26 protein-coding genes are annotated in these 25382 nt (G+C 41.4%); 18 read left to right on the forward strand and 8 right to left on the reverse strand.

What is annotated here, in order from left to right:
* Positions 1–7 precede the first annotated feature (7 nt).
* The 4 genes from AB3N61_RS13325 (at position 8) to AB3N61_RS13340 (ending at position 3040) form a co-directional block, all read left to right on the forward strand.
* Positions 8–193 carry a hypothetical protein gene (locus AB3N61_RS13325; protein WP_020770986.1) on the forward strand — a complete coding sequence of 62 codons (186 nt, stop codon included), beginning with the start codon at positions 8–10 and terminating at the stop codon, positions 191–193.
* 316 nt (positions 194–509) lie between these two features.
* Complete coding sequence (locus AB3N61_RS13330) at positions 510–716, forward strand: hypothetical protein (RefSeq protein ID WP_367897817.1); 207 nt, start codon at positions 510–512, stop codon at positions 714–716.
* 27 nt (positions 717–743) lie between these two features.
* The gene (locus tag AB3N61_RS13335; protein ID WP_020771012.1) at positions 744–1715 is read left to right on the forward strand and encodes a YheT family hydrolase; all 972 of its coding nucleotides are present in this window, start codon (positions 744–746) and stop codon (positions 1713–1715) included.
* Positions 1716–1828: 113 nt separating this feature from the next.
* Complete coding sequence (locus AB3N61_RS13340; RefSeq protein WP_367897818.1) at positions 1829–3040, forward strand: acetyl-CoA C-acetyltransferase; 1212 nt, start codon at positions 1829–1831, stop codon at positions 3038–3040.
* Positions 3041–3166: 126 nt separating this feature from the next.
* On the opposite strand, the gene AB3N61_RS13345 is transcribed toward AB3N61_RS13340, so the two are convergent.
* Positions 3167–4225, reverse strand: coding sequence for an acyltransferase family protein (locus AB3N61_RS13345; RefSeq protein ID WP_367899101.1), 1059 nt, complete (start codon positions 4223–4225; stop codon positions 3167–3169).
* A 67-nt stretch (positions 4226–4292) separates the two neighbouring features.
* On the reverse strand, positions 4293–5315 hold the full coding sequence (locus AB3N61_RS13350) for a DUF2804 domain-containing protein (protein WP_020770993.1): 1023 nt from the start codon (positions 5313–5315) through the stop codon (positions 4293–4295).
* 138 nt (positions 5316–5453) lie between these two features.
* Between AB3N61_RS13350 and AB3N61_RS13355 the strand changes: the two genes are divergently transcribed.
* Both AB3N61_RS13355 and AB3N61_RS13360 read left to right on the forward strand, forming a co-directional pair.
* The gene (locus tag AB3N61_RS13355) at positions 5454–6341 is read left to right on the forward strand and encodes an LIC_13029 family protein (protein WP_020770988.1); all 888 of its coding nucleotides are present in this window, start codon (positions 5454–5456) and stop codon (positions 6339–6341) included.
* 40 nt (positions 6342–6381) lie between these two features.
* Positions 6382–8169 carry a transglutaminase-like domain-containing protein gene (locus AB3N61_RS13360; protein ID WP_367897819.1) on the forward strand — a complete coding sequence of 596 codons (1788 nt, stop codon included), beginning with the start codon at positions 6382–6384 and terminating at the stop codon, positions 8167–8169.
* A 51-nt stretch (positions 8170–8220) separates the two neighbouring features.
* Here the strand turns inward: AB3N61_RS13360 and AB3N61_RS13365 are convergent, their stop codons facing one another.
* Complete coding sequence (locus AB3N61_RS13365; protein WP_020771005.1) at positions 8221–8814, reverse strand: DUF6962 family protein; 594 nt, start codon at positions 8812–8814, stop codon at positions 8221–8223.
* A gap of 29 nt (positions 8815–8843) precedes the next feature.
* Between AB3N61_RS13365 and AB3N61_RS13370 the strand changes: the two genes are divergently transcribed.
* From AB3N61_RS13370 to AB3N61_RS13400, 7 genes are all read left to right on the forward strand, one after another.
* A complete protein-coding gene (locus tag AB3N61_RS13370) occupies positions 8844–10193 on the forward strand; it encodes a hypothetical protein (protein WP_367897820.1) in 1350 nt (449 codons plus the stop codon).
* Positions 10194–10253: 60 nt separating this feature from the next.
* The gene (locus AB3N61_RS13375) at positions 10254–11075 is read left to right on the forward strand and encodes an aldo/keto reductase (protein ID WP_367897821.1); all 822 of its coding nucleotides are present in this window, start codon (positions 10254–10256) and stop codon (positions 11073–11075) included.
* Positions 11076–11156: 81 nt separating this feature from the next.
* Positions 11157–11606 (forward strand): MarR family winged helix-turn-helix transcriptional regulator, encoded by a 450-nt coding sequence (locus AB3N61_RS13380; RefSeq protein ID WP_020771002.1) that lies wholly within the window; start codon positions 11157–11159, stop codon positions 11604–11606.
* Between the two features lie 103 nt (positions 11607–11709).
* Entirely contained in the window at positions 11710–12147 is a 438-nt protein-coding gene (locus tag AB3N61_RS13385; protein ID WP_367897822.1) for a DoxX family protein, read from the forward strand.
* Between the two features lie 324 nt (positions 12148–12471).
* Positions 12472–13827, forward strand: coding sequence for a sensor histidine kinase (locus AB3N61_RS13390; RefSeq protein WP_020771007.1), 1356 nt, complete (start codon positions 12472–12474; stop codon positions 13825–13827).
* A 64-nt stretch (positions 13828–13891) separates the two neighbouring features.
* Positions 13892–14173: a GNAT family N-acetyltransferase gene (locus tag AB3N61_RS13395; RefSeq protein ID WP_020770987.1), complete on the forward strand. Its 282-nt coding sequence runs from the start codon at positions 13892–13894 to the stop codon at positions 14171–14173.
* Positions 14170–14511 (forward strand): VOC family protein, encoded by a 342-nt coding sequence (locus tag AB3N61_RS13400; protein WP_367897823.1) that lies wholly within the window; start codon positions 14170–14172, stop codon positions 14509–14511. Before AB3N61_RS13395 ends, AB3N61_RS13400 begins: the two co-directional genes overlap by 4 nt.
* On the opposite strand, the gene AB3N61_RS13405 is transcribed toward AB3N61_RS13400, so the two are convergent.
* On the reverse strand, positions 14508–15746 hold the full coding sequence (locus AB3N61_RS13405) for an NAD(P)/FAD-dependent oxidoreductase (RefSeq protein ID WP_367897824.1): 1239 nt from the start codon (positions 15744–15746) through the stop codon (positions 14508–14510). The two genes, AB3N61_RS13400 and AB3N61_RS13405, sit on opposite strands and share 4 nt — an antisense overlap.
* 10 nt (positions 15747–15756) lie before the next feature.
* Positions 15757–16623: a pirin family protein gene (locus tag AB3N61_RS13410; RefSeq protein ID WP_020771018.1), complete on the reverse strand. Its 867-nt coding sequence runs from the start codon at positions 16621–16623 to the stop codon at positions 15757–15759.
* Positions 16624–16698: 75 nt separating this feature from the next.
* Here AB3N61_RS13410 and AB3N61_RS13415 point away from each other — a divergent pair, with 75 nt between their 5' ends.
* Together AB3N61_RS13415 and AB3N61_RS13420 are read left to right on the forward strand one after the other, a co-directional pair.
* Entirely contained in the window at positions 16699–17169 is a 471-nt protein-coding gene (locus AB3N61_RS13415) for an LIC13081 family protein (RefSeq protein WP_367897825.1), read from the forward strand.
* Between the two features lie 102 nt (positions 17170–17271).
* A complete protein-coding gene (locus AB3N61_RS13420; RefSeq protein ID WP_367897826.1) occupies positions 17272–18975 on the forward strand; it encodes a response regulator in 1704 nt (567 codons plus the stop codon).
* A gap of 58 nt (positions 18976–19033) precedes the next feature.
* Here AB3N61_RS13420 and AB3N61_RS13425 read toward each other — a convergent pair whose 3' ends face one another.
* From AB3N61_RS13425 to ilvB, 3 genes are all read right to left on the reverse strand, one after another.
* Positions 19034–19624, reverse strand: a complete 591-nt coding sequence (locus AB3N61_RS13425) for an anthranilate synthase component II (protein WP_020770985.1) — start codon at positions 19622–19624, stop codon at positions 19034–19036.
* Positions 19621–21039 carry an anthranilate synthase component I family protein gene (locus AB3N61_RS13430; protein WP_367897827.1) on the reverse strand — a complete coding sequence of 473 codons (1419 nt, stop codon included), beginning with the start codon at positions 21037–21039 and terminating at the stop codon, positions 19621–19623. The genes AB3N61_RS13425 and AB3N61_RS13430 overlap by 4 nt, the downstream gene beginning before the upstream one ends.
* 210 nt (positions 21040–21249) lie before the next feature.
* Entirely contained in the window at positions 21250–22977 is a 1728-nt protein-coding gene (gene ilvB, locus AB3N61_RS13435; protein ID WP_367897828.1) for a biosynthetic-type acetolactate synthase large subunit, read from the reverse strand.
* Positions 22978–23326: 349 nt separating this feature from the next.
* On the opposite strand from ilvB, the gene tpx reads away from it, so the two are divergent.
* From tpx to AB3N61_RS13450, 3 genes are read left to right on the forward strand one after another with little or no spacing between them, the layout of a single operon-like run.
* The gene (tpx, locus tag AB3N61_RS13440) at positions 23327–23842 is read left to right on the forward strand and encodes a thiol peroxidase (RefSeq protein WP_020771011.1); all 516 of its coding nucleotides are present in this window, start codon (positions 23327–23329) and stop codon (positions 23840–23842) included.
* Between the two features lie 60 nt (positions 23843–23902).
* Positions 23903–24529: an SGNH/GDSL hydrolase family protein gene (locus tag AB3N61_RS13445; RefSeq protein WP_367897829.1), complete on the forward strand. Its 627-nt coding sequence runs from the start codon at positions 23903–23905 to the stop codon at positions 24527–24529.
* Positions 24530–24539: 10 nt separating this feature from the next.
* The gene (locus AB3N61_RS13450) at positions 24540–25346 is read left to right on the forward strand and encodes a hypothetical protein (protein ID WP_020770984.1); all 807 of its coding nucleotides are present in this window, start codon (positions 24540–24542) and stop codon (positions 25344–25346) included.
* The last annotated feature ends 36 nt before the right edge of the window (positions 25347–25382 follow it).

Consider the following 25382-nt stretch of genomic DNA (forward strand, 5'->3'; position numbering starts at 1 on the left):
TCTGGATATGAGCATACGTGGAGCTTCTTCCCTTCGTGACCCCTTCCTGGACCTATGTAAAAAGCTGGAATCCAGGCAAAAAGAGTCGGAAATTTTAGAAACCTATTCTTCAAGATCGGAAATTTGGGAACGAACCCTTCAAAATCCTGAAAATGAATTCTTAAACTTCGGAACTGAGGAAGAGATTCCCTGATCGAAGTATTTTTCACTTTCTCTTACGGTAAAAAATTTCTGTTCCAACTTTCCTTTTTCGAGTATATCCCCAGTTTTCTCTACGGATTTAGTATCTTCTAATAGAGAACTAGGGTCCTTTTCCGGATCTTCGTTATCCTAAATGATTTAAAGTGCTTATTGCGAAGATGAACGAGATCAATGTGAAGATCCTATCGAAACATTTGAGTAAAACATCAAAACCGACTTAGCCTTACGCGCTAGAGAAGCAAAAAAATAATTAGATACGAACGATAAAAAAATACGACTTGATCCTATAGGATCTACAAAAGCCGGAGATGGACCGATATCATACGGCGGAAGCGACACACGCTTTAAATTCTTCTAATACAAAAACGTCTATCTTCGCAGTTACCGTTAGTTCCTTGTCCAAAGCTTATGAAAAATGTACTCAACATGGAAAAGAAGGTTTTATCAGTAAACCATTCCAACCGAAACAATTGTACAAAGTTCTTTCCGATTTTCTCCGACGAATGCTTGTCTAACAAGAACTGATCCGTAAAATTGTCGACATGGACACACTTCGTCCCTTTAAACCTCCGATCCATCTCAGGCATCCTTTTGTTCAAACCGTTCTCGCTTCCTTAATGAGGCAGAATATTCCTGACCATCCAATGGATAAGGCCGCCTCTCCGGTGGTAATAGATGCGGGGAAAGGTGTTCGTTTATTAGGTCATTATTCCAAGTCTATACATAATAGAGCATTACTCGTACTTATACATGGTTGGGAAGGCAGTATGGATTCCAATTATATCCAAAGGACTTCCAGAAGATTTTACGATAAGGGAATTTCGATCTTCCGGTTGAACTTAAGAGATCATGGGAATACTCATCATCTGAATCCGGAACCATTTAATGGAAGTTTAATACGAGAGACATACGAAGCGATCCGCAAAGTTGCCAAAGAATTCGGACCTAAACTTCCCGTTTACCTGGGCGGATTTTCTATGGGGGGTAATTTTACAATTCGGGTCGCACGAGAACATTCCAGAAACAAACAAAGTATCCCGAATTTAAAACATTGTATAGCCGTGAGCCCTCCGCTTCATCCGAAGTCCGCGACGGAAATGATGGATTCTAAGCTGATTATAGGAAAGTATTTCTTGGATAAATGGAGACAATCTCTGGCGAAAAAGAACGTTCATTTCCCCGATCTACATCCTTATCAAAATATCATGCAGGGGAAAACAGTTATGGAAATGACGGATCGAATTGTTGCATCCTCCTCTGAGTTTAAAAATTCAGACGACTATTTTAATTCCTATACATTGGGTCCAAAAGATTTCGAAAAACTTAAAGTGGATCTAACTATAGTTACATCCGCCGACGATCCTATCATACGCCCCGACGAATTCAGGGAACTACCTAAAAGTTCCAAGCTTAGGATATATATCCAAAAGTACGGTGGTCATAACGGATTTTATGAAAACTTAAAAGGAGACTGCTGGTATTTTCGGGTCTTTGATAAAGTAATCTTCGGATAAAAAGAAGTAGCTTGCATTTCCCTCCTTTCTTCTAAACTAAAGCTGGAAGCATATTTCGTTTTTGAACATAAGTTCAAGAATAACCGAACGGCTTTCGTTATAGGAGAAATACTATGTCCAACGCATACGTAATCGATGCGGTTCGCACCCCAAGAGGGAAAGGTAAAAAAAGGGGAACACTTGCCTCGGTTCACCCGCAAGAATTATCGGCCTCTACTTTAAAAGCAATCCAAGAGAGAAACGGATTAAAGCCAGAAATCGTAGAAGAAGTTGTCTTAGGTTGTGTCTCTCAAGTGGACGATCAAGCAGCATGTATAGCTCGTTATGCGGTTATGGCTGCGCAATGGCCTAATTCCGTTCCGGGATATACGGTAAATCGTTTCTGCGGATCCGGATTACAAGCCGTAAACAATATCGCAAACCATGTCCAATCAGGAGCAATTCCCGTGGGGTTAGGCGGTGGAGTAGAATCCATGAGCCGTGTAAAAATGGGAGCAGACCTGGGGGACAGGGATTTTAATATAGGAAATCCTAATATACAAAAACATTATAATCTTGTTCCTCAAGGAATTTCTGCGGACCTGATCGCAACCAAATACAATATCAGCAGGGAAGAAGCGGACAAATTCGCGGAATCTTCCCAGCTGAAAGCGGACAAAGCGATAAAAGAAGGCGCATTCAAAAAATCGATCATTCCTATTAAATTAGAAGATGGAACAGTAGTAGATACCGATGAGAATCCTCGTATCGAATCGGACTACACATTCCTCTCTGGCTTAGGAGCGGTTTTCAAAACTATCGGAGAAAAAGAATTAGATGCGATCGCATTAAGATCCTATCCTGAGGTAGGAAAGATCAATCATATTCATACGCTAGGAAATTCTTCCGGGATCGTGGACGGTGCAGCCTCCGTTTTGATAGCTAACGACGAAGGGATCAAAAAATACGGGTTAAAACCGAGGGCAAAGATACTCTCCACAGTTGCAACGGGAGAGGACCCGACCATCATGTTAACCGGACCTGTTTCCGCTTCCAAAAAAGCTCTACAAATGGCGGGTCTTAAAGTAGAAGATATCGATCTTTGGGAGATCAACGAAGCATTCGCTTCCGTTGTGCTGTATACCCAAAAAACTCTCGGAATCCCTCTGGAAAAGATCAACGTAAACGGAGGAGCGATCGCTTTGGGACATCCTTTAGGAGCAACCGGTGCTATTCTTCTCGGGACCGCACTAGACGAATTAGAAAGAAGGAATAAACGTTACGCACTCATTACGCTCTGTATAGGCGGAGGAATGGGGATCGCAACCGTAATCGAAAAGATCTAATTTCTAATTTTTCGAATTTTATAAGCGCCGTTTTTCCTCGGGGAAACGGCGTTTTTATTTTTATTATCAAATTTCAACTTTTAACGACAAAGACCTTCTTGCCGAGGTAAAACACTCGGTCGGTCCTTAAATTCTCCAGTATAATCTCTTTTTATCCAAAAAGAAAAGGATCAAAAACCATAAGACCAGCACGGTAACCGAATAAAGGAAAGAACTCAACTCGGGAGATTCTATCCAACTTTTATAATATTCTTGGTAAATCATGTTCTTCAATGGGATTTTTTTTCCTTCCGGAGAAGTGACCATGATGATATTTAAACTTCTGGCAAATATCCCCGAACCGAAAAATACCAATAAAGCGTTCTTACCGAATGGAAGTAAAAAACTTTGTAGGCTACCAAATCCAAGTATATTATATTTTTCTAAAACTGTAAATAGAGAAATAACGACCAGAGCCCAGCCCGCGGTCCAAAGAGAATAAGTCCCTGTCCATAAACTTTTGTTGATCGGATAATATATTCCCCAGATCCCACCTACCAGTAATAAGATAAACCCGCCTAACGCTATTTTCCCGGACACAGAAAGCGGAGATTCTTTCCTCTCCGAAGAGGCTTTTACGAATTCACCAGTAAAGATCCCGCAGAAGACCGATACGATAGACGCGAAGGAAGTTAAAAGTCCTTCCGGATCCCAGACTTTACCGAATTTCCACAAATGTGCTTGGCCGAATAATTGTCTATCTATCCAAGCCCCCCAGTCTTTTCCTTCTTTCATACTGGGTTCTGAGGCTCCGGGAGGAGGTACAAATTCCAATAAATACCAATACGCGACCAATAATGATAAAAATAGAAAGATCCTGACTTTTAGATTTTTCTCTCCGTATAAAACAGCCCCTAAAAAATAGGCAAATCCTATTCTTTGCAAAACTCCCGGAAATCTAAGATTGGAAAAACTCCATTCACCGAAAAAATTCAAGACCAACCCTAGAAAGACGAGAATGAATGCACGCTTTAGTATTTTAGGAAATTCTTGTATTCCATTTGATATGGAAAAAGGAATGGAAGCGCCTACTGCGAAAAGAAAAAAAGGAAACACCAGATCCGTAGGCGTACATCCGTCCCATTTTGCATGTTTGAGAGGCCAATACATATTGGACCAAGTCCCGGGATTGTTCACTAGGATCATTCCGGCAACAGTCAAACCCCGCAAAAGATCTATGGATAGAATACGGAGCGATTTCAAATTTCGAATACTACCAAAGGGATCTATGGAATTCCGTAAAACCCCAGACATCCTTAATCTGGACTTCCCTTCCCTTATCCGGCCTGAAACTTCCTGAAAATTTTCCCACAAATTGCCTGAAATACAATTTAGTCCAGATCAGGTTCACTTTTTCCCTTCTCTCCCCCTTGGGTTCGAATTCCAAACGGATCCGTCCGTCTTCGTCCCAAAGTCTCCACGGTTTATAAGGATCTTTATGAGAAAAATCGAATATACATCTGCTCACTCTTTGTCTTTCGGAATCGATCCAGTAGGCATTTTCGGGAAAAAAACTTTCGTTTACTAAGGCAGCGAAATTAGCTCCGATCTTTGTCCTGTCGGGAAGAACCGAAGAGAAAGCGGCCCAGTACCAATTTGTCTCTCTTCTCAAATAACCGCCGGACCAGTCATAGACCATTGTAGTCCTGGAAGGATCTTGGACCAGTTCCTTCTTCTCATATTTGACACTGATACGATCAGGAACTAAAGGAGAACATTTTTCAGTAAAAGTCCAACGACTAGGCTCGGACGGATTTAACACTCTCAGAGGATTATGAGTGCTAAGAGAGTAAGGAAATTCTCCGGAGATCTCCAGTTTATTTCCAAAGTTTGCATCGAGTAGAAGTTTCCCTTCCGAATGGGACTTTCGGATATTCAAGAAGGACTTTCCCTTTTTGAAAGAGATTGTATATTCATCCGGATTGGCTGGGAATTTTAAGGCAAGACCTAAGTCGGGTCCTTTTACGTCGAATTCGTAAACCTTACCCTGATCGAATTTATACAGGTAGGCAAACACGTTATACGCATAGCCTAGGCTTACAGCCGCGATCCCGACCAAACAATCTTCCATCAAGATCCCTAGATAATTGAAAGAATGGAACGCGAACTTCTTTTTAAGCCCTTTGATCTCTTTTCCGAAAAAATCCAGAAGACTAAAATCAAGATGATTGAATTCGATCGGACCATCCCACACTCCATAGTGTACTTGATTTTCGGGTCCGATAATTTTTTGCATAGATTTCGCTCGATTTTCGAACGCTCGGATGAAAAATCAATGGGATTTCTACCCTATCAATCAAATCTGCTTTACAATTAACTTTTTCGTACCAAGATCGACCTAACAATCGTTCGGGAAAGTCGGCATAACCATTTTATGGGAGAAATCCAGAGCAAGCATGCAGGAAGTAGAGAAAATCTCGAAACTTCCGACTTAAAAACTCTGAAAGATAAAAAAACTTCCCGAGAGATCTCAGTTCTTCTCTATCGAGTATTGTTTCGAAGTGAAGAAGTTCGGGGAGGCGCGGTCAAAGTAGTTAAAGAGACATTTATTCGCACCCATTCCAATCACCCGGAACTTTTCCCGATTCTAGACAGAACAAAGTTTGTTCGGGACATGATCTCCGTATTCAAAACTTCTACCGTCCTTAGCCCGGAAAAGTTAGAACCGTTCTTTGCTTCTATTCATGCAGCTTTTCAAAATGAGATCCGATATTTATTAGGTAAGTCCACTCAGTTTACTTTCGATATCATGTTCCAAGTGATAGAGTCTATCCTTCAAGAGATGAGTCATCCGGAAGACCAAAGAACGGTGGATGTAAAAGATAGGGAACTGATCTTAAAACACTTTAGAGCTTATAACGACCTTTCCAAATACTTCAATAAGATGGGGACTTCCAAGGCAGTGATAGATAAAAAGGACGATATCATCACTGAGATCTCGATCAATCATAGAGAGATCACGATCGTCTCCATCGAGAATATGTTCCGAAATATTTTGGCCCAAATCCTTCTTTCCAGAAAGTACAACTGCGGGACCCTGATCGATAAATGGTCTACCGAATACGGCTTTGGTCCGGAACAGGCTCAGTCTATGCGAAATTACATCCAAGACACTGCGACTCTGACCGATTTCAGGACACAATATGCAAACGCATTACGTGCCATCGGGACGGAGAATGATATGGATCTCATGTTCCTCAGAACATTATCCAACTATTATGCTTCCTGGGTGACCCAGGTTTCCGAACAGATCCCTGCTTAAGCCGGTTTGATTTTATACCTGAAATCCGTCCAAAGAACGGATGAACTGCTTACGACTTCCTCTTTTTTCGATCCCCCTATTCCTTTGTTTATTCGTTGTTGAATTGGCTTCCGAACCCGCTTATTCTTCCATGAAATGGGAAGCCGCAATTCCTGAAATATTCTCACCTTCTCCCTTAGCTCCCGAAGAAAAGATCAAATCCGTTCAAGGAAGTTTACTAATAGGAGAAGAACTTTTTTTACCCGCCAATTTTCCGGATACGAACGGAAAGAACACGGGGGGTTTGATCATCCGAAACATTAAGAGTGGAACTACAAATCGGTTGGATCTAAAGGAAACGGTTAGAGGTCTTGCATTCGATAAGGAAGAAGGGCAAATTTACGTAAGACTTAAAAAAGAAATCATCATATTGCAGAACGGCTCGTTCGAAATTAAGAAAAAGATCCCTTTTTACCAAACAGGAGTCGCTTGGGGAAATATAGGCTTTCTCCAAGGAAAACTTTTCGAGATCCGAGAAAATAAACTCATTCTGTATGATAAGGAAACCGGAACGGAGATAGAACAAAAGGATTTGCCTCTTCCTAAAGTACCCTTTGCATTCGATTGTTCCGGAAAAGAGATTTTCTTTTGGTATTCCAAGGATGGTACAAATCTTCATTCTTATGATCCGATTTTGAACCGGATCAAAAACAGTTTTACGGTCCATTTGGGATCAAAAGAAGCCGGAAAACTATCCTGTTTTAAAAACGATCTAGTGGTTCTCAGTCCGGAATCGGGAGTCTATCAAAATCTAATACGGATCGGTAACGATTATTATTCCGGAAAAGAGGAAAATCTCGTATTAAAAGGAAATTTAAGCTATCGATTCTCTCCAAGCAGAGATATGGTACGTTTCAATTTAAAGATCACTCCGAAGGAAAATTCACCGGAAACGGAAATTGCCGTAGCTATTCCGCCTCAGGAAACTTCTTCCCAAGTGCTGAACGATGAAAAATTCCATCCGAACGGAAAATTAACCGAAGACAAACAGAATAATCGCACCTTGATTATTCCGATCCCCGCCTTAAGTTCGGGACAAACCTGGGAAGAAACCGTATATTCAGCTAAATTAGTAAGATATAATATAGATTCAGGCCTTTCTCGCTTTCAAACTCCTTGGGAAGATTGGAAAGTACCGAACGAATGGAAACAGTATCTTGAAGATGCTTCCGTTTATAAGATCTCCGATCCTGAGATCGTTCGGATCAAAGAAGAACTCAAGTCTTCCACTCCGAATGTGGAGGAATATATCCAAGCGGTGTATAAATACATCCGTAAGAATATGGTATATAAACAGGATGGAAAATTTGATCCTGCACCTACAGTTCTTCAAAACGGTCACGGCTCTTGTACAGAGCATAGTTATGCTCAAATCTCCCTACTGAGAAGCGCCGGGATACCGGCGAGAATGGCTTGGAACTGGCTCCCTGTAGGAGAAAAAGTAGAGCTAAATCATAAGATCGCGGAAGTATGGCATCCTTCCTTCGGATGGATCCCTATGGAGCCTTTAGCTCCTCCCAGAAGCAGAGCCGGACTAACGTATGCAAAACATATAATATTTGCCGTGCTCAATCAACCTAATCACACGATCATCAAAGGAGGGGATACCTTGGCCAATTTTACAAAGCCGGCCGCAGGAGCAACCAGATCGATCTCGATAGAATTGCTCCCTGAAATTTCCCATAGATCCTCAAAACAAAATGATACCGGAACTGAGGAAATTTATCCGAAATCGAATTCGGTAAAAAATCGTATATTAGAAAAATCCGAAGAAAGGATCGTAGAATAAAAAGGCGGGCAAACGCCGCGGCCGAGTACAACTTTGCGGCGTTTTCGAATATTATCCGATCCTTTTTAAAGAATAACCTAAACAATAAGAGGCGGCAGCTAATCCGTAATGAAAGAGATCCACTCTAGGGAGTCCTGCAATCGTTCCAACGGTTCCGATCACAAGTCCGGATAGAATGAATAGAAGCGCTCCTGCAATCCCATACAATGCGGTCGTTTTATTAGATCCTTTGTATTTTTGGATACATACCACTAAAACAGCGATCAACGCAATCGCTCCGATCAAAGTGGAATACAAACCTAATGGATAAAGATAACTTAATATAGCTAAAACTAATAGGATCAGGCTAAGCAGATTCCAAGTTTTTCCGTCTATCTTTCCGAAGCCGGCATGGAAAAAAGCGATCCCGATCCATGGAACTCCGACCACACCTGCAATATGAACGATTGGTCTGTAGATGGGGCTGATCCAATTTCCTCCTAAGAAAAAAACCACGCCAAGAAGAGCTCCTAAACCGATCAAAAAAAGACCGTAGGCTCCTCCTTTTTTAGAAACGTTTCCTTTAGCGGAAGACTGGACGGAAAGACCGGCCCATGCGGCAAAGATTGCCAATACTAAATCCGAAATAGCAGTACTAATTTGCATGACGAACAAAGAATCCGATCCGAACCAAAATGCAAGAAGGATTCGTTTTAAAATTGATTTTCCTAGAGTCTTCCCTAATCTCAGGTCTTTTTATTATGAGCTTGGACTCTTGGATATCCGAATCGGATAGAATTCGTAAAGAAACCAAAAACCCCTATTCGAGCGGATGTATATTCACTATCGGGATCTTAACTTTCGGCGTATTCGGAAGTATTGCTTCCTTTTTTTTCGGTGTGCTATTCCTCACAGCAGAAGATAAGATCTTCCCCGGATTCGGATTCTTTTTCTGTATTTCCCTCGTTACTATTTTTATCATTACGATGAGAAGTTACAGAAAAGCATCTCATATAATAAGAACCATAGAGATCCAAACGGATACTTATTTACTTTCCCTAAGAGAGACTGGTAAATCCGATGTAGAACTTCCTCTTTCCGAATTTATCTCTTATATGATATTGTTCAGAATGGAAAGATCTTCCTCTTCCGGTAGCAGCTCTTCTACCGGCAGCACTTGGAAATACTGGGACTTGTATTTGTTACATAGAGACGGAGGGTGTATCTTGTTGGAAACTTTCCGAGATGCGGACTCTCTTAAAAAAGGATTAGAATTTTTTAAAACAAAACTTCCGCTTCCGATTTGGGACAGATCCGAACTACTCCTCACTGATCCGGAAACAAAAGATATACCTAAAGGGCAAGATCCAAAAATAATTGAACCTTCTCCATGGGTGAAAACGGAATATAAAGACCAAGGAACTAAGATCGAAATTATAGAACCTAAATCTGCAGGAAAAACTTTCATTACCATCCTAGTTCCGTCATTGTTTTACGGAGCATGGTTCGCGATCTTACATTCTTTCCTTGGAAATTCCGAAAATCTGATCTTTCTCATCTTCTTTATTCCGTTTTCGGCGATCTTTTTAGGGGTCGTTACCGTGATGACTATTTTTATTCTATTCAAAAAAACGGAAATAATCGCAAATTCATTCGAATTAAAATTACGTTACTCCACCAGGATCCCCATTTTAAGCAGTTTATTGTACAAGGAAAGAAGTATCCCTATTACTTACATTAGAAACGTACGCACGATCCGAATGGAAAAAGATAATCAGATCCTATGTGTCGCATTAAAATCTTCTAATGGACTCAGGCAAAGGAACTTTTTGGATATTCTTTACAATGTCCAAGCCGTAAATATTTCCGCAAAACAACTCCCAGGAGATGCGGAACTTCTGGGAATTATAACCTTGGGCTCCTGGTTACCAAAAGGTCCGGGGTATAACGATCTGGTATTTGCGGAGAATGTTCTGGAGTCCGTCATGAACTTAAGAGAAGAATCCCTGACATTCTCGGAATTAGCTTCTTCCCCCAAAAAATAAATCACATAGTTTCGGGATAAGGATCATCCGATCTTTCTTTTCAGGAGTCTAAAAAAACAAATGCAAAATTTAGTATTAGATCAATCCGTCCGGCTTAACAACGGAGTTGAGATGCCGGTCTTAGGGCTGGGAGTTTGGAAAACAAGATCCGGAAAAGAATGTATAGATTCTGTTTTAAATGCACTTGAATTCGGATATAGGCATATAGACACCGCAAAAATTTACGGGAACGAATCCGATGTGGGAGAAGCGATCAAGAAGAGCGGAGTCCCCAGAAAGGAATTATTCATCACAACAAAGTTATGGAATAGCGACCAAAAAAATCCGCGAAAATATTTGGATGAATCTTTAAAGACCTTAGGTCTGGACACGATCGATCTATACCTAATTCATTTTCCGGTTGCAGGTACCAGAAAACAAGCCTGGATAGAATTAGAAAAAGCATATAAAGAAGGTTTGGTCCGAGCGATAGGAGTAAGCAACTATACCGTTCCACATTTACAGGAACTATTCCGATATGCGGAGATCGTTCCCGCAGTGAACCAAGTAGAATACCATCCATTCCTAAATCAAAACGAACTATTGAACACATGCAAAAAAAATAATATAATGTTGGAAGCTTATAGCCCCCTCGCCCATGGCAAAAAAATTTCCGACCCTAAACTCGTTGCGCTCGCATCAAAATACGGAAAAACTCCCGCGCAAGTCCTAATCCGATGGGCAATCGACAAAGGCCTGGTAGTTATCCCTAAATCGGTCAAAAAAGAAAGGATCTTGGAAAATTCCCAAGTATTCGATTTTAAGCTCAGTGAGCCGGATCTGATTGAAATGGAAACCTGGAATGAGGACTTCCGGACCTGTTGGGACCCCACCGGGGCGTAATCGACCGGGTTAATCTTCTTTTTTTGTTGACTTTTTTCTTTCTGGGATGTCTATACATTAATAGTTCAATCTTAAAGTATTATGGCCACTCATTATAAAGGAAAACCAAGGGATGTAAAGGTGCTCGATGCCTACATCAAATTGAGTCGTTGTGCGGATTCTATCCGCACAATGGAGGAAAAATTCCTCAGCCAATACAATCTGACAAGCGGCCAATTCGGATGTTTGGAAACTCTTTACCATCTGGGCCCGATGTGCCAAAAAGAGATCGGTCAAAAAATATTTTCCTGCGAGGGAAATATCACGCAGATCATAGACAATTTGGAAAAAAGAAATTTAGTACTCCGAGTTAGAAGCGAAGAGGACAGACGTTATTTTATTATCAATCTTACCGACAAAGGAAAGGAGCTCATCGGGACTTCTTTCCCTGATTATTTGGAACAGCTGAAGGGCAAGATGTCCTGCCTCAGCGATGAAGAACTCAAAAATTTAGGACAGATCTGTAAGACTGTCGGACTCAAAACCGCGTAATAATTAGGAGGGATCTATGTTTTTCGGATTTTTCGGCCCATTACTTTAATAATAAACTATTAACCAATAGACTATATGAACACGAATCATTTAGGAGGTGAGCATGATTCAGAAAATTCTCAAAACGGACGCGGATATAACATCGTTAATCCTAAGAGTGACTCTCGCAGTTGTGATGTTCCCACATGGAGCACAAAAGGTACTAGGTTGGTACGGCGGATACGGATTCTCCGGAACATACGCATACTTAACCGGTGCAGGATTTCCGGGTTTTTTAGTAATACTTTTATTTATCGCAGAATTTTTGGGGCCAATCGGATTACTTTCCGGTCTTCTAACAAGAGTTGCCGCAGCAGGGATCGGAGTCGCAATGACGGTAGCAATACTACCTCACGCAGAATACGGTTTCTTTATGAACTGGGCAGGAAGCCAAAAAGGAGAAGGTTTCGAATTCCATCTACTGATGGTAGCGATCTCCTTAGCATTAGTGATCAAGGGAGGAGGAAAACTTTCCTTGGACGGAGCGATTTCTAAAAAATAAGTCATACCAATTATACCTAACTACCAACTTGAAAGAGGTCCTCGGGCCTCTTTTTTTTATCCTAAGAATCGTTCAGTCTTTCGAATAACGTGCAATTTTCACGACGAAAAATTGTTTTAAAAAACGATCTAGATGACTGAAAAATCAAAAGCCTAACCATAAGGGTCTAATATTCATTCGATTTCCACCTATTACTTAAAGAAGAGAAAAAGGATCTTACATAATTCATTATGAAAATAGAAACAATTAAAATTCTCTACCGCTTTTTATTCGAACTAGAGTATCATTGTTTTGATAGATTCCAGTAGTCTATTCATAACAAATATGGAAAAAGGACAAAAGTCCGGTCCACTTGATCGGATTTTCAAATCGATCCAAGGATATCTAACTCCAAAAGCTCCGGTCTCTTCCGGACTTTCCTTTTGGAGAGAACTCATCTTAACTTCTATCTTATTCACTATGACAATACTTGGGACAGTGGTGTATTTTCCGAGCGTGTATCTCGCATGGAAGGAAGGTAAGACGGAAGTATTGTGGATAGATTCGTTCTCACTTGGATTGGTTTACCTTCTTCTATTGGTTAAAGGAATAAATTTTTCCGTTAAAGCTACCTTAGTCCTTACGATGAATTATTGTTTAGGACTATCTCTTTTGATATTTGTAGGGCCGGAAGGTGGAGGATTACTTTGGTTGTTTCCCTTTCCGGTACTTGCAGGAGTTTTATTCGGTTTGAGCCCTTCTCTACTCGGTCTTTTGGCGAATATGATCGCGGTCTTTATTGCATCCAGAGCGCAATTTTACATGAACCTTCCTTGGCACATGGCTCCGGAAAGATTATATGTCGTTGGTTTGAACTTTCTAATAGCAAATACCATCGTATGTGTTCCCCTTACTATTCTAATGAGAGGATTACAGGAAAGTGTACAAAGAAGACACGAATACCTTACCAATCTTAGATTAAGAAAAGCTCATATATACAGATCTAAGCGTATTCTAGAAAAAGAGATCGCGACAAGGATCGAAATAGAAAGGACCTTGGAGGAAAATTTAAGGGAAAAAGAAGTGTTACTTCACGAGATCCACCATAGGGTCAAAAATAATCTACAGATCGTTTCCGGAATGCTGAACTTACAAAACATGTATTCCGGCGAATCGGCTACTTCCGAAATTCTGTCCAAGGCACAGAATAGGATTACTGCAATGGCGATGATCCATGATCATCTCTACAAGCAGGACAAATTTGCGAATGTGGATATGAAGACATATTTGGAATCCCTTTTAAGACACCTAGTTACTTCTTATTTTCCCTCCGGGAATCGGATCGGCTTCGATGCGGATCTAGATCCGGTTAGACTTTCTATGGAAAAGGCGATCCCTTGCGGTTTGATCGTAACCGAGTTGATGTCAAACTCCCTAAAGCATGCGTTCCCGAGTGAAGCCAAAGGGAATATTTTCGTTCAGCTAAAGGTAAAGGAGAATAAGATCCATCTTACCGTGAAAGACGACGGTGTAGGAATGCCTGGCATCCAAGAATGGTTCGGCCAGACTTCTTCCAAAAAATACGACCAGGATTCCTCATTGGGATTAATGATCATTCGTTCTTTATGCAACCAACTTAAGGCCGAGCTTGATCTGAAAAATATCGGCGGAACCTCCGTTTGCTTGATTTTTAAAACTTGATCGATTTATATTGTTTTAGCTCTGCAAAGCTTACCCGAAGAGAGTCGAATCCATAGAGGGCAAAATGAACTCAGTCCAACACGATGTCGCCGGCAAAAAATTCCTGATCCTACAAGACGGAAGAGAAGCTCACCTAGTTTATAGGGAGATAGGCTCCCATGTTTGGGACCTGTATCATACCTTTGTTCCGACCGATTTTAGAGGGAAAGGGATCGCTTCCCAGCTTGCGGAAGCTGCTCTAAAGACTGCAAGGGCCGAAACGAAAAAAGTTATCCCGAATTGTTCCTTTGTACAAACCTATCTGAAGCGACACCCAGAATATTCGGATCTGGTGATTATGGAATGATCCATCATATCGCGATCTCCACTCAAAACCCTGAAACATTAAAAAATTTTTATATATCCATCCCGGGATTATCCTTCGAAAAAGATCATTTTTACCGGGACGGTGGACTTAGATCTTCTTGGTTTTTAGCGGGAACCATCCGTATCATGATCGAAAAGGAAGAAATATCCAAAGCTCCCCATGCATTGATCTTCTCCGCCACAAAAAAGGAAGAAAGAGATCTGATAGATTCCCTATTCGGAAATTCATTTATAGAAAAAACGGATTTTACGAAGTATCTTAAGGATCCCGACGGAAATCGATTAGGGTTTAGTTCTTATCCGGATCCTTGGAACTAAATATCAGCCATAGCTTTTGCCGCAATATAAGAAGTGGTCCACGCATTTTGGAAATTGAATCCGCCCGTAATCCCGTCTATATCCAATACTTCTCCCGCAAAATAAAGCCCTGGATGGAGTCTACTTTCCATTTTGGAAAAATCCACCTCTTTGCGGCGAACCCCTCCGCAAGTCACAAACTCTTCTTTAAAAACTCCCTTGCCGGAAACTTTCAAGACGGTTCTCTTTAAAATTTCTTCCGCTTGGTGTAATTCTTTGGAAGAGATTTCGGACCATCTTTTTTCGGGACCGCAGGACTTCTCCCAGACCCTTTCCCAAAATCGGGACGGGAGATCGAACTCGGAACGACTTGCCGGTTTTTTGGCAGGACTATCCTTTTTTTTCTCCAAAAATATCTCCCTCAATTTTTGTCTAGAGAGATTAGGCACCCAATCTACGAGCAGTTCCGCTTTATAATCGGTATCAAATAATTCACGTGCCGCCCAAGCGGAAAGTTTTAGGACCGCAGGACCGCTTAATCCCCAATGAGTAAAAAGGATCGGTCCTTTTTGTTTTAGTTTAGAATTTCTGAATATGATTTCTACGTCCTGAACTGTCAGTCCCTGGAATCCGTCCAATAACGGATCTGATATCTCGAATGTGAATAAAGAAGGGACCGGGGATTCTATAGTGTGTCCCATATTTTCCAGCCATCCCCATACTTTACGAGAAGAACCGCTTGCGACCAGAACGAAATCGAAATATTCCTCTCCTTCCTCGGTTTGTATCCTGAACCTTTTACCGTTCGGATCTTCATTTTTATAAATTCCTAATATAGAAATTTTAGTACGTATCTTGACTCCGGATCTTTTCGCTTCTTCCAATAAACAATTGATGATGGTTTCGGAATTATCGGTGACGGGGAACATCCTACCGTCACTTTCCGTTTTTAATTTTACTCCCCTGGATTCGAAAAAACGGATCGTGTCCTTGGGCTGGAACATCTCGAATGCTCTTTTGAGTTCCTTCTCCCCTCTTGGATAACGTTTGGACAATTCTTCCGGATCGAAACAGGAATGGGTGACATTACATCGTCCTCCTCCGGAAATTTTCACTTTGGATAATACGTTAGGGGATTTTTCGTATAGTTGGACCGATATTCGTTCTTTCGAAAGAATTTTAGTCTGGATAGCTCCGAAAAAACCGGCGGCGCCGCCGCCGATCACTGCTAATTTTTTGGTTTGGGTTTCTTCCATGAATGGGGAATTATATTGTCCCCATTTTTCCAGCCGAATAATCTTCGAAGGCTTGTTGTATCTCTTGAGGAGTGCTCATCACGAAAGGGCCATAACGTGCCACAGGTTCGTTCAAAGGTTGTCCTCCAAGGATCAAAATTTCCCAGGCATAATTTTCAGGAGCTCTTAGGCCTATACTACCTTCTCCCCCTTGGTAGAAGACTGTTTCCCCTTCTACGAGATCGACTTCGGCATCCGTATCAATAACAGTACCTTCCCCCACGAAAGGATATACCAGAATATTATAATCTTTTGGTACAGGCACTTCAGCATAGGAACCCGGAGAAAGTTTCAAATGGAAGAACGTAATCGGTGTCTGAGTTTGGATCACTGCATTCGTTCCCCAAAGTTCTCCTGCGATCACCTTTGCCCAAACACCGTCTTTTTCTGCCACAGGCAACTCGGAAGAATCCACTTCCTGGTATTTCGGGGAAATAAGTTTTTTATCCCTTGGGAGATTGACCCATATCTGGAATCCGTGCATTCTTCCGCCTCTGGATTGAAAATCAGCCGAAGGAAGTTCCGAATGCACAAGGCCTGCCCCCGCAGTCATCCATTGAATTCCACCTTCTTTTAATTTTCCGGCATGTCCCCAGGAATCTCTGTGTTCCATTTCTCCGGACAATAGATACGTAACGGTCTCAAAACCTCTATGAGGATGATCGGGAGCTCCGATCGCTTTACCAGGTTCATAAACAACCGGTCCCATTTCGTCCAAAAGCAAAAAAGGATCCCAATAAGAAAATTGCGGAACTGGAAAAGGTCTGCGGACTGGAAATCCTCCACCCTCGATAGTTTTTTCGGCGATTCTTGTTCCGGTTATTCGTCTAAAACCCATATTTCCTCCCTATATTACATTGGACTCAAAAAAGAGTCCTAAGGGAATTCTTTTTAAGGTAAGAGAGAAGTTTCCATGGCGACGACAACGATTGCTTTTACTGTGCCGATCTCTTTAAGTAGAGCGTTCGATTACGTTTCTAATTTCGAACGTTTTCCGGACTGGTCTGGAAACATCCTCTCTTTTAAGAAGAATGAAAGTACTTCCGGTTTTCAAGTAAAAGTTAGATTTTGGTTTTTCCCGTGTAAGTTCGAATACAGGATTATAGAATCAAAATATCCTAGTAGATTGGTATTCCGGATCAAAAGTAGATTTTCGGATCAGACCGAGACATTCTCCTTCTACCCTGACCCAAAAGGTTCCGATACGGATACTAAGATCCTCTTTACAAGTCAAATGGAGTTGTCCGGATTATATAAAATTTTCGGATACTGGATCTTCTGCAAGATATTCAAAAATACGAGAAGGGATATTCGAAAATTGCAGGAGATCCTTTCCCAAGGTAAAATCTTAGGAATTCGTAATTTTCAAGTGATACATGATTAACCTTAAGTATAAATTATTGATCGGATAAATGCTTGTGTTTTTACTTTTAAATGTAGATTATACTACATTATTTTTTCGTCCTAAAGAGTATCGTATTTGGTTATGGAAAATCTTCCTTATAGCGTCGCTCCCTTACCCAAAAACGAAGACGAAAGGGTACATGCATTAAAACGTTATAGAATTCTGGATACTCTGCCCGAGGAAAAATACGACGGTATTATCAAGGCTGCCTCCCTAATTTGTGGAACACCTATCGCATTGGTTTCCCTCATCGATTCAGAAAGGCAATGGTTCAAGGCTAGAATGGGTCTAAATGTCAAAGAGACTCCTCGCCAAATTTCCTTTTGTCAATTTGCCGTTTACGAAAATAAAGTTTTGGTTGTCGAAGACGCTTTAAACGATGATAGATTCCGGGAAAATCCCCTTGTTTTAAATGAACCGAATATTAGATTCTATGCCGGCGCTCCATTAAGAACCCCTGATGGTTACGTTCTGGGCACCTTATGTGTATTAGATACACAACCTAAAAAAATATCCGAGGTGGAAATACAAGCTTTAGAAGCGCTGGCAAATTCAGTGGTTTCTTTCATGGAGTTAGATGCCAAATCTCAGTCGCTGATCCAACTACAGGCTGTGGCATTAGAATTACAAAAAGCGAAAGAACAATTCTTTATCAATATGAACCATGAACTCAGGACACCTGTACATGGTATCCTCGGAATGGTCGATCTACTACATCAAACTGAGGATCCGGAACTTCATAAGGAATATTTAAATTCCTTAACGGAGAGTTCCGAACATCTGATCCGATTGATCAATGACGTAATTGATTTCAGCAAAGCCGAATCCGGTTCCTTACATTTTAGTTTTAAAGAATTCGACATGATCTCTCTTCTGGAAAGATATGCGGAAGAAGCCTCCGACAAGGCATTTAAGAAAGGATTGGCATTTAAAACGATCTTTCCCCCTGCAAGGGAAAGTATTGACGTAAAATCGGATTCCATACGGATCAGACAGATTCTTTCCAATTTAGTTTCCAACGCTTTGAAGTTCACGGAAAAAGGTGGGATTACCGTAGAATTGGAGTTAAGATCCGAAAGCGAGATCGATATTACAGTTTCTTTAAGTGTAAAAGATACCGGTATAGGCATTGAAACAAATAGGATGGCGGCCTTATTCGAAGCATTTTCTCAAACCGATATTTCCACTTCCCGAAAATACGGTGGCACAGGTTTAGGGCTTTCTTTGTGTAAAAGGATCTGTAAGGCATTGGATTGGAATATATTCGCGGAAAGTGAATTAGGGAGAGGTTCCAGATTCGTTTTAGAAATGACCCTTCCAAAAGCGGATCTTTCGGAAAAAATTAAAATAGCAGAATCTAAAAATCGAAGTAATTTCGATTTTTCCGAACATAGGGAACTGAAAGTACTTGTCGCGGAAGACAATCCCGTAAACCAAAAGTTAATCCAAAAGATGCTGGAGAAGTTAGGATTACAATGTACGATTGTTTCCAACGGAATAGACGCCTTGGCTTATTGGGAGGAGAAAGATGTGGATCTTCTTCTTTTAGATATCCAAATGCCGGAATTGAGCGGATTAGAAACTGCAAGGATCCTAAAGAAGAAACCCGGCACCAAAAAGGTTCCTTGGATCATTGCAGTCACTGCCCATGATAGCCCGGAAGACAGAAAAGCATGTGCAGAGGCCGGCATGGACGATTATTTAGGAAAACCTTTCCGTTTAGAGGACCTCGGAGAAAAGATCCGAGAATTTTTGAAAAATTTTCCTTCCACTATTGCTTCCTAAAGTCTTATTCAGTCCTCAAACTTAGGGGATCGATATGCAGCCCATTTCGGATGGACTGTTATATTAAAAAATTCGAAAGCATCTTCCTTCCTCCTTCCGTAGCGAATGACTCAGGATGGAATTGTACACCCTCCATTCTTTTTTTTAGATTCCGTATACCCATCAGTTCGTTATCTGCATAGGCGGTCCTTTCCCATTCTTTTCCCAGAGAGTTCTCATCCACGACTAAAGAATGATACCTCATCACTTTGAGATTCGTAGGAAGATCCCGATAAACTCCTTTACCGTCCGTTTTGATCTCGGAAATCTTTCCATGCAAAGGATATTCCGCTTTTATAATATTTGCTCCAGCAAAATAAGCCATCCCTTGCATTCCGAGACAAACTCCTAAGATAGGAATTTCTCCTCCTAATTGTTTTAAGATCTCCATGGAACAGCCGAAATATTCAGGTTCTTCCGGAGTTCCGGGTCCTGGAGAAAGTAGAATTCTATCGTACCTTTCCTTTAAAACTTTAGAAACATCCGTTTCATTTTGACGGATCACATCCAATCTAAATCTGTATGGGAACTCTTCTTCTAAAATTTCTCCGACGAGTTGAAATAAATTATAGGAAAATGAATCGTGATGGTCCACTATCAAAACTTTCATTGGATTGCCTCTATCGCTTTCAAAACAGCTCCTAATTTATGACCGATCTCTTCGTATTCCGCGTCCGGATCCGAATCCATTACGATCCCACCTGAGGCTCGGACAACTGCCTCTTCTTCCTTTCTGAAATAACTTCGGATCGGAATACAAAAGGAACAATTTCCATCGAAACCGAACTTTCCTACGGCCCCTCCATAAGGACCTCTCGGATCGTTTTCTATCCTATGGATGATCTTCATGGATTCTATCTTTGGAGCACCGCTTAACGTTCCGGTAGGGAAAGAAGAAGCCAATCCGGAAAACATATCCTGACCGACTCTTAGAATTCCTGAAACTTCCGTAGAGAGGTGCTGCACATGGCTAAACCTTTTGAGAGCGAAGGAATCTCTCACTTTTACGGTTCCGAATTTGGAAACTCTTCCCAGGTCATTTCGATGCAGATCCACTAACATATTATGTTCTGCGATCTCTTTCGGATCGGAAAGAAGTTGTAACGCAAACTTTCGGTCTTCTTCTTCGTCAGCTCCCCTTCGAATGGTTCCGGCCAAGGGAAAACTTTCCGCAAGTCCATCTTTTAAACGAAATAAAAGTTCGGGACTCGCTCCCAGATGAACTTCCCCCGGAAAACTCATAAAAAACATAAAAGGGGAAGGATTAATTTTTCGCACCGATTTGTATAATTCGAAATCACCTCTTCTTCCGGATACGGCAGTCTCGCCATCTCCTACCAAAAATGTTTTTCGAAAGCCCACTTGGCATTGGAAGGTATTTCCTTTTCGGATCTCTTCTAAAACTTCATCCACCATCATTCTGTGTTCCGCCTTTGTTTTAGAAAAACCTAAATCGACTGATTGGAATTTTCCTTTTTCGGGGTTTTTCTTTTTAAAAATCTCTTCGAACAAAGAGTATCGATCCGTTCCGTAATGAAAATATTTGGATTCTCCCGTCCTTCTATCCAAGAGGATCCCGTCTTCCATCCAAACAAAACAAAACTTAGGAAATTTGGGATGTTCTTTGAGAAGGAGACTTGGCTCCATATCGTTAGCAGCCTCATAGGAAAGATAACCGTAGAGACCTCCCCCGCCCGCTTCCGTACATTCTAAGAAAGATTTTCGGGGAGGAAAAATTTCGGAAAACAACCGGTATGGATTTCCTTTACCGATCTCTTCTCCGTTACATTCCAATCGGTCTCCCTTTGCTTTGAAGATCCTCTTAGGAAAGCCCGAAATAAAACTGTATCTGGAATTATCCGATTCCGGTCCCAAACTTTCGAATAAGAGTGCAACCTCGGTTTCCTCCATTAGTTTTCGGAAATATTCCATGACACCTTGTTCCTTTAAGGGGAATGGCCGGAGAATAGGTCTTGGAAAAAGTGAACTTGCTTCTTTTCTGATATTTTGTATTTCTATGGACATAGTCGTCTCCTTAATATTAGGCCCGAAAGGCCTTGCAACACATTAGAAAAAAGGAATATTAAAGTACGATTTGGCCCGGGCGGGGCCACCAAGAGATACTAAAAGTAAAGATAGACGGAACGGACGAAAATAAAGGATCTCCTGATTTCTCGACCGAAATTTCGACCGAGAAATCATTTTGTAAATAAAACCGTATGTAAACGGAGTTTTTCAACCTAAGAGCATCTCCAGATTACTTTTTCCGGGAGGAACCATTGGAAGAACTTGAAGGTCCTGATCGATCGGGACAACGATCAGCCCGGGACCTTTCTCTTTCAGGAAATCCTCCAGGTCTTCTAAACTTTTTCCGGCCTCTCCCAGATCCAAACTAGGGATTCCGAAAGCGTTTGCGATTTTGGAAAACTTGGAATGGGGAGGATAGGAACTCCCGTTATACCTGCTACCGTAAAACAAATTCTGCTGTTGACGAACGAGTCCCAAATTACGATTATCGAATATTATAATTTTAATATTCGATTTCAACTCGCTCAGAGTATCCAATTCCTGGATATTCATCAGGATAGAGCCGTCTCCTGAAAAACAAACGATCATAGAATTGGGATCCGCAAGAGAAGCCCCGATTGCCGCAGGCAGACCAAAACCCATAGTGCCTAGTCCGCCGGAAGTTAAAAAGGTTCCGCTTTTACGGAAAGGATAATATTGGGCTACCCACATTTGGTGTTGTCCAACATCCGTGCTGACCCTTGCATTCGGACCTAAGGATCTTGAAACGGACAAAATAATATCCCGAGGAGAAAAACCTTTCGAATTAGGAATCGAATTTAAAGGATACAATTCCTTATAAGAACGGATTTGCTCTCTCCATTCTTCTCTTTTATGCGTGGGGAAATCTCCCATATTCTCCAAAAAATATTTTAGGTCGGAACAGAATCCGAAATCCGGCTTTCTTAACTTTCCGATTTCCTTATAATCGATGTCCACATGGATCACTTTTGCGTTCGGACAGAATGTTTCCAACTTTCCTGTGGCTCGATCGTCAAAACGAACCCCGAACGCCAAAAGAAGATCCGACTCCGATAATAATCGATTCGTATAAGGAGCGCCATGCATACCAAGCATTCCCAAAGACAATTCATGAGTTTGAGGAAAGGAGTCCAAACCCATCAAAGTGCAAACTACAGGAATATCCTGGGTCTTAGCCAATTTCGAGATCAGATCTTCTGCGCCGGAGCTCTTGACTCCCCCGCCGATATATAAAACAGGTTTTTTAGAATTTTCTAATAGAGAATAAAACCTGAGTATGTCCGCTTCCGAGATAAAGATATTAGGAGGATTTGTTTCTTCCTGAGAACTCCAAATAGATTCTATCTGGGACATAGAAAGCGAAATAGGAGAAGCTTGTACATCCTTGGGTACATCTATCCAAACAGGACCAGGCCTGGGACCTTCCGCAATTTGGAAAGCTTCCGGCAGTATACGAATGAGTTCCGATACGGAACGAACTAAATAAGTCTTTTTAGTAATTGGTACCGATAATCCATAAGTATCGATCTCTTGAAAAGCGTCCGTTCCAATGAGAGATAAAGGCACCTGGCCCGTAATTGCGACTAACGGTATTGAATCCGATTTCGCATCCGCAATCGCCGTAATCAGATTTGTAACTCCCGGGCCGGAGGAAGCCAGACATACTGCGGGTTTTTTAGTGATCCTGGCTTCTCCCTGAGCCATAAATCCTCCACCCTGTTCATGCCTGGCAAGGATATGACGTATTCCGCTATTATGAAGCGCATCGTATAACGGTAGATTGGCGCCTCCAGGGATCCCATATACGTTATGGATCCTTCTTCTTTTTAAATAGGTAACGATCAGTTCCGCTCCATTCTGCGGGATCTTATCTTCTCTAAGCCAGGCCTTGTTTTTTTCAGTAATCGTTTCCATTTTTGCCTCACAATGTAGAAATAAAAAAAGCCCCCCTCGGCTTTACGCCGAGAGGGGCTTTTCGAGGATTGCTGCCTACAAAAGAACCTTAGGGCGTAAAGGATAACCAGGGTAGCGTGACCACTACCACCATCCAGAGGACGACCCAAAGGGTTTGGTTAGACTGTAGACCTAATGTATTCATTTTGTAGAAAATGACGGATAAACCGCTGAAGATATTCACGATTTACTCATAAAAATTTGCAAGAACTTTTTAATATCTCACCTTAGTCCGAAAAGGAAGTCCAAAAAAGGATTTTCGTTGCTCTAATCGGCTTTCGACATATCATCCCATCTCAAGGAAATAAAAATGGCAAGCGTCACTCTTAAAGGTAACCCAGTTCAACTCGAAGGAAAATTAGTAGAAGTAGGAGCAAAGGCTCCCGATTTTAACGGAACGGCAAAAGACCTAAGCTCCAAGTCTCTCAAAGATTATAACGGAAAAGTGAAAATCTTAGTTTCAGTCCCAAGTTTAGATACATCCGTATGCGCCATGGAAACCAAAAAGTTCCATGAAAGAGCGACTAAGCTGGATGGGATCGTAACCTTGGTTGTCTCAGGTGATCTACCCTTTGCAATGAATCGTTTTTGCACTATGGAAGGGTTGGATTCTCCGAATCTAGTCACACTTTCTCAATTCAGGGATTTTTCTTTTTCTAAAGCGTACGGAACTCATATTGCGGATGGAGGTTTAAAAGGACTTTCTGCAAGAGCCGTATTCGTTGTGGATAAGGACGATACTATCCAATATGTGGAGTTAGTTCCGGAAATCGCAAGCGAGCCGAATTATGAAGCTGCAATCGGAGCGGCAAAAAAATTAGTTTAATCAAAACATTCTATTTAAAAAGAATGTTTTATGCGGAAGCGGAAAGGTTTTGGTAGAAGGTTGCAAACAATCTCAAACCTGACCTTGCTTCTGCTTTTAATATCCCTCTTCAATAACTGCGACAAAGAACCTTCTTCTAATACGGAAGAACTAGTCTCTTATCTTTCAAAACCCTCTTTGGCAATGTATGGGGACAGTATCGTGGCCTCCTGGCCAGTACAAGAACAACTCTCGGATTTTAATACGGTCAAGTTCGCTTTTCCCGGGATAGACACCGCAGAAATCCATTCTTCCGTGGAGAACGATAAGAATCGTTACAACGCTTGTCTCTATGAAGGAGGGATCAACGATTTTTTAGGAAATTATTCTCCCACCCAAAGCCAGGTAGATGCGACCATAGATAGACAGATCCAAAGTATACAAATCCTTGTAACAAGATGTGAACATGTAGTTGCATTAAATCTTTGGAATGTAGAATTTCCATGGCCTACACTCGCGGTCGCAATGATCAATGCAGGGATGAAAGAAAGAATTAATTTTGTCCCAAGAATAGACACGGAACTATTGATCCAAAACGATATGCTGAGCGATGGAAATCATCCCAATAAAAACGGATATTATGTTCTCTCCAAAGCCGTAAGAGAGCAGTTAAAACCCTTCTTTCCAATCCTTTATCTAAACGAATAAAGCCATAATAATGAGAATAAAAAGCCTTAAAGTCTGGATTTTCATATATTCCGTTTTTATAATTCCAGTTTTATCCGCTCCAGGAAATGAAGAAAGACCGGTGCATCCAAACCTCAACCAGGAATTGGCAGTATATAATAAAATTTACGTATCCGGAACAGCCACAGACAGAACCCCCCGACAAGAAGATGGATACGAAAGAGATCGAAAACTCTCCGCCGCAGGAGAAATAAAATTTACGGATTCATTTTCAGTTACTGCAAGTTACGGATACGTTGATCATTATGCCACAACTAGAAAGATCTGGAGCGGTTGGGATCGTTGGGCGGTAGGCGTAAAATATTATGTAAAAACGGATCTTGCATCCTTCGGGGGCGGGGTCCAATTTTTCGGGCCTTCCGTTTCTCAACCAAAGGAAGCGGATATCAACCCGGATCTATTCTTGATCCGGGCGTATTTCGGAGCCTTAAAAAGATTCGGCGCATTCTCCATCCAAACGACCGCGAACTTCGAATCCGAAACCAATTCCTCCGGAAAAGAAACCGCGGAAGAGAATTTTAAAAGATTCTTATATTCAGGGCTCACTCTTTCTTATAGTCTAACGTCCAAGACGAATCTACTTTTAGAATTTAGTCATAGGACTACCGTCTCGAATACGATTACGCCGTACTCGGATTATTTTGTGGTCGCACCGGGAGTCCAATATCCAATAAACCAAAACGGATATCTAACTTTTTCCTTGCTATGGCAAACAAGGACAGATTCGAATATAGACCGCGGATTTAAAATTGGATATTTGCACTTTTTCGGGGATTAGCTCCTAATCCGTAGTAAGAAATCGTTTAGACGATTT

The organism is Leptospira sp. WS58.C1 (assembly GCF_040833995.1).
Lineage (GTDB): Bacteria > Spirochaetota > Leptospiria > Leptospirales > Leptospiraceae > Leptospira_B > Leptospira_B cinconiae.

Bases quoted from the DNA above. Each gene is read 5' to 3' on its own strand.
- AB3N61_RS13335 (WP_020771012.1), top strand. From the start codon at position 744: ATGGACACACTTCGTCCCTTTAAACCTCCGATCCATCTCAGGCATCCT.
- AB3N61_RS13420 (WP_367897826.1), top strand. From the start codon at position 17,272: ATGGAAAATCTTCCTTATAGCGTCGCTCCCTTACCCAAAAACGAAGAC.
- AB3N61_RS13360 (WP_367897819.1), top strand. From the start codon at position 6,382: ATGAACTGCTTACGACTTCCTCTTTTTTCGATCCCCCTATTCCTTTGT.
- AB3N61_RS13375 (WP_367897821.1), top strand. From the start codon at position 10,254: ATGCAAAATTTAGTATTAGATCAATCCGTCCGGCTTAACAACGGAGTT.
- ilvB (WP_367897828.1), bottom strand. From the start codon at position 22,977: ATGGAAACGATTACTGAAAAAAACAAGGCCTGGCTTAGAGAAGATAAG.
- AB3N61_RS13350 (WP_020770993.1), bottom strand. From the start codon at position 5,315: ATGCAAAAAATTATCGGACCCGAAAATCAAGTACACTATGGAGTGTGG.
- AB3N61_RS13410 (WP_020771018.1), bottom strand. From the start codon at position 16,623: ATGGGTTTTAGACGAATAACCGGAACAAGAATCGCCGAAAAAACTATC.
- AB3N61_RS13425 (WP_020770985.1), bottom strand. From the start codon at position 19,624: ATGAAAGTTTTGATAGTGGACCATCACGATTCATTTTCCTATAATTTA.
- AB3N61_RS13395 (WP_020770987.1), top strand. From the start codon at position 13,892: ATGAACTCAGTCCAACACGATGTCGCCGGCAAAAAATTCCTGATCCTA.
- AB3N61_RS13400 (WP_367897823.1), top strand. From the start codon at position 14,170: ATGATCCATCATATCGCGATCTCCACTCAAAACCCTGAAACATTAAAA.
- AB3N61_RS13325 (WP_020770986.1), top strand. From the start codon at position 8: ATGAGCATACGTGGAGCTTCTTCCCTTCGTGACCCCTTCCTGGACCTA.
- AB3N61_RS13370 (WP_367897820.1), top strand. From the start codon at position 8,844: ATGCAAGAAGGATTCGTTTTAAAATTGATTTTCCTAGAGTCTTCCCTA.
- AB3N61_RS13365 (WP_020771005.1), bottom strand. From the start codon at position 8,814: ATGCAAATTAGTACTGCTATTTCGGATTTAGTATTGGCAATCTTTGCC.
- AB3N61_RS13340 (WP_367897818.1), top strand. From the start codon at position 1,829: ATGTCCAACGCATACGTAATCGATGCGGTTCGCACCCCAAGAGGGAAA.
- AB3N61_RS13355 (WP_020770988.1), top strand. From the start codon at position 5,454: ATGGGAGAAATCCAGAGCAAGCATGCAGGAAGTAGAGAAAATCTCGAA.
- AB3N61_RS13380 (WP_020771002.1), top strand. From the start codon at position 11,157: ATGGCCACTCATTATAAAGGAAAACCAAGGGATGTAAAGGTGCTCGAT.
- AB3N61_RS13345 (WP_367899101.1), bottom strand. From the start codon at position 4,225: ATGATCCTAGTGAACAATCCCGGGACTTGGTCCAATATGTATTGGCCT.
- AB3N61_RS13385 (WP_367897822.1), top strand. From the start codon at position 11,710: ATGATTCAGAAAATTCTCAAAACGGACGCGGATATAACATCGTTAATC.
- AB3N61_RS13390 (WP_020771007.1), top strand. From the start codon at position 12,472: ATGGAAAAAGGACAAAAGTCCGGTCCACTTGATCGGATTTTCAAATCG.
- AB3N61_RS13405 (WP_367897824.1), bottom strand. From the start codon at position 15,746: ATGGAAGAAACCCAAACCAAAAAATTAGCAGTGATCGGCGGCGGCGCC.
- tpx (WP_020771011.1), top strand. From the start codon at position 23,327: ATGGCAAGCGTCACTCTTAAAGGTAACCCAGTTCAACTCGAAGGAAAA.
- AB3N61_RS13430 (WP_367897827.1), bottom strand. From the start codon at position 21,039: ATGTCCATAGAAATACAAAATATCAGAAAAGAAGCAAGTTCACTTTTT.
- AB3N61_RS13415 (WP_367897825.1), top strand. From the start codon at position 16,699: ATGGCGACGACAACGATTGCTTTTACTGTGCCGATCTCTTTAAGTAGA.
- AB3N61_RS13450 (WP_020770984.1), top strand. From the start codon at position 24,540: ATGAGAATAAAAAGCCTTAAAGTCTGGATTTTCATATATTCCGTTTTT.
- AB3N61_RS13330 (WP_367897817.1), top strand. From the start codon at position 510: ATGGACCGATATCATACGGCGGAAGCGACACACGCTTTAAATTCTTCT.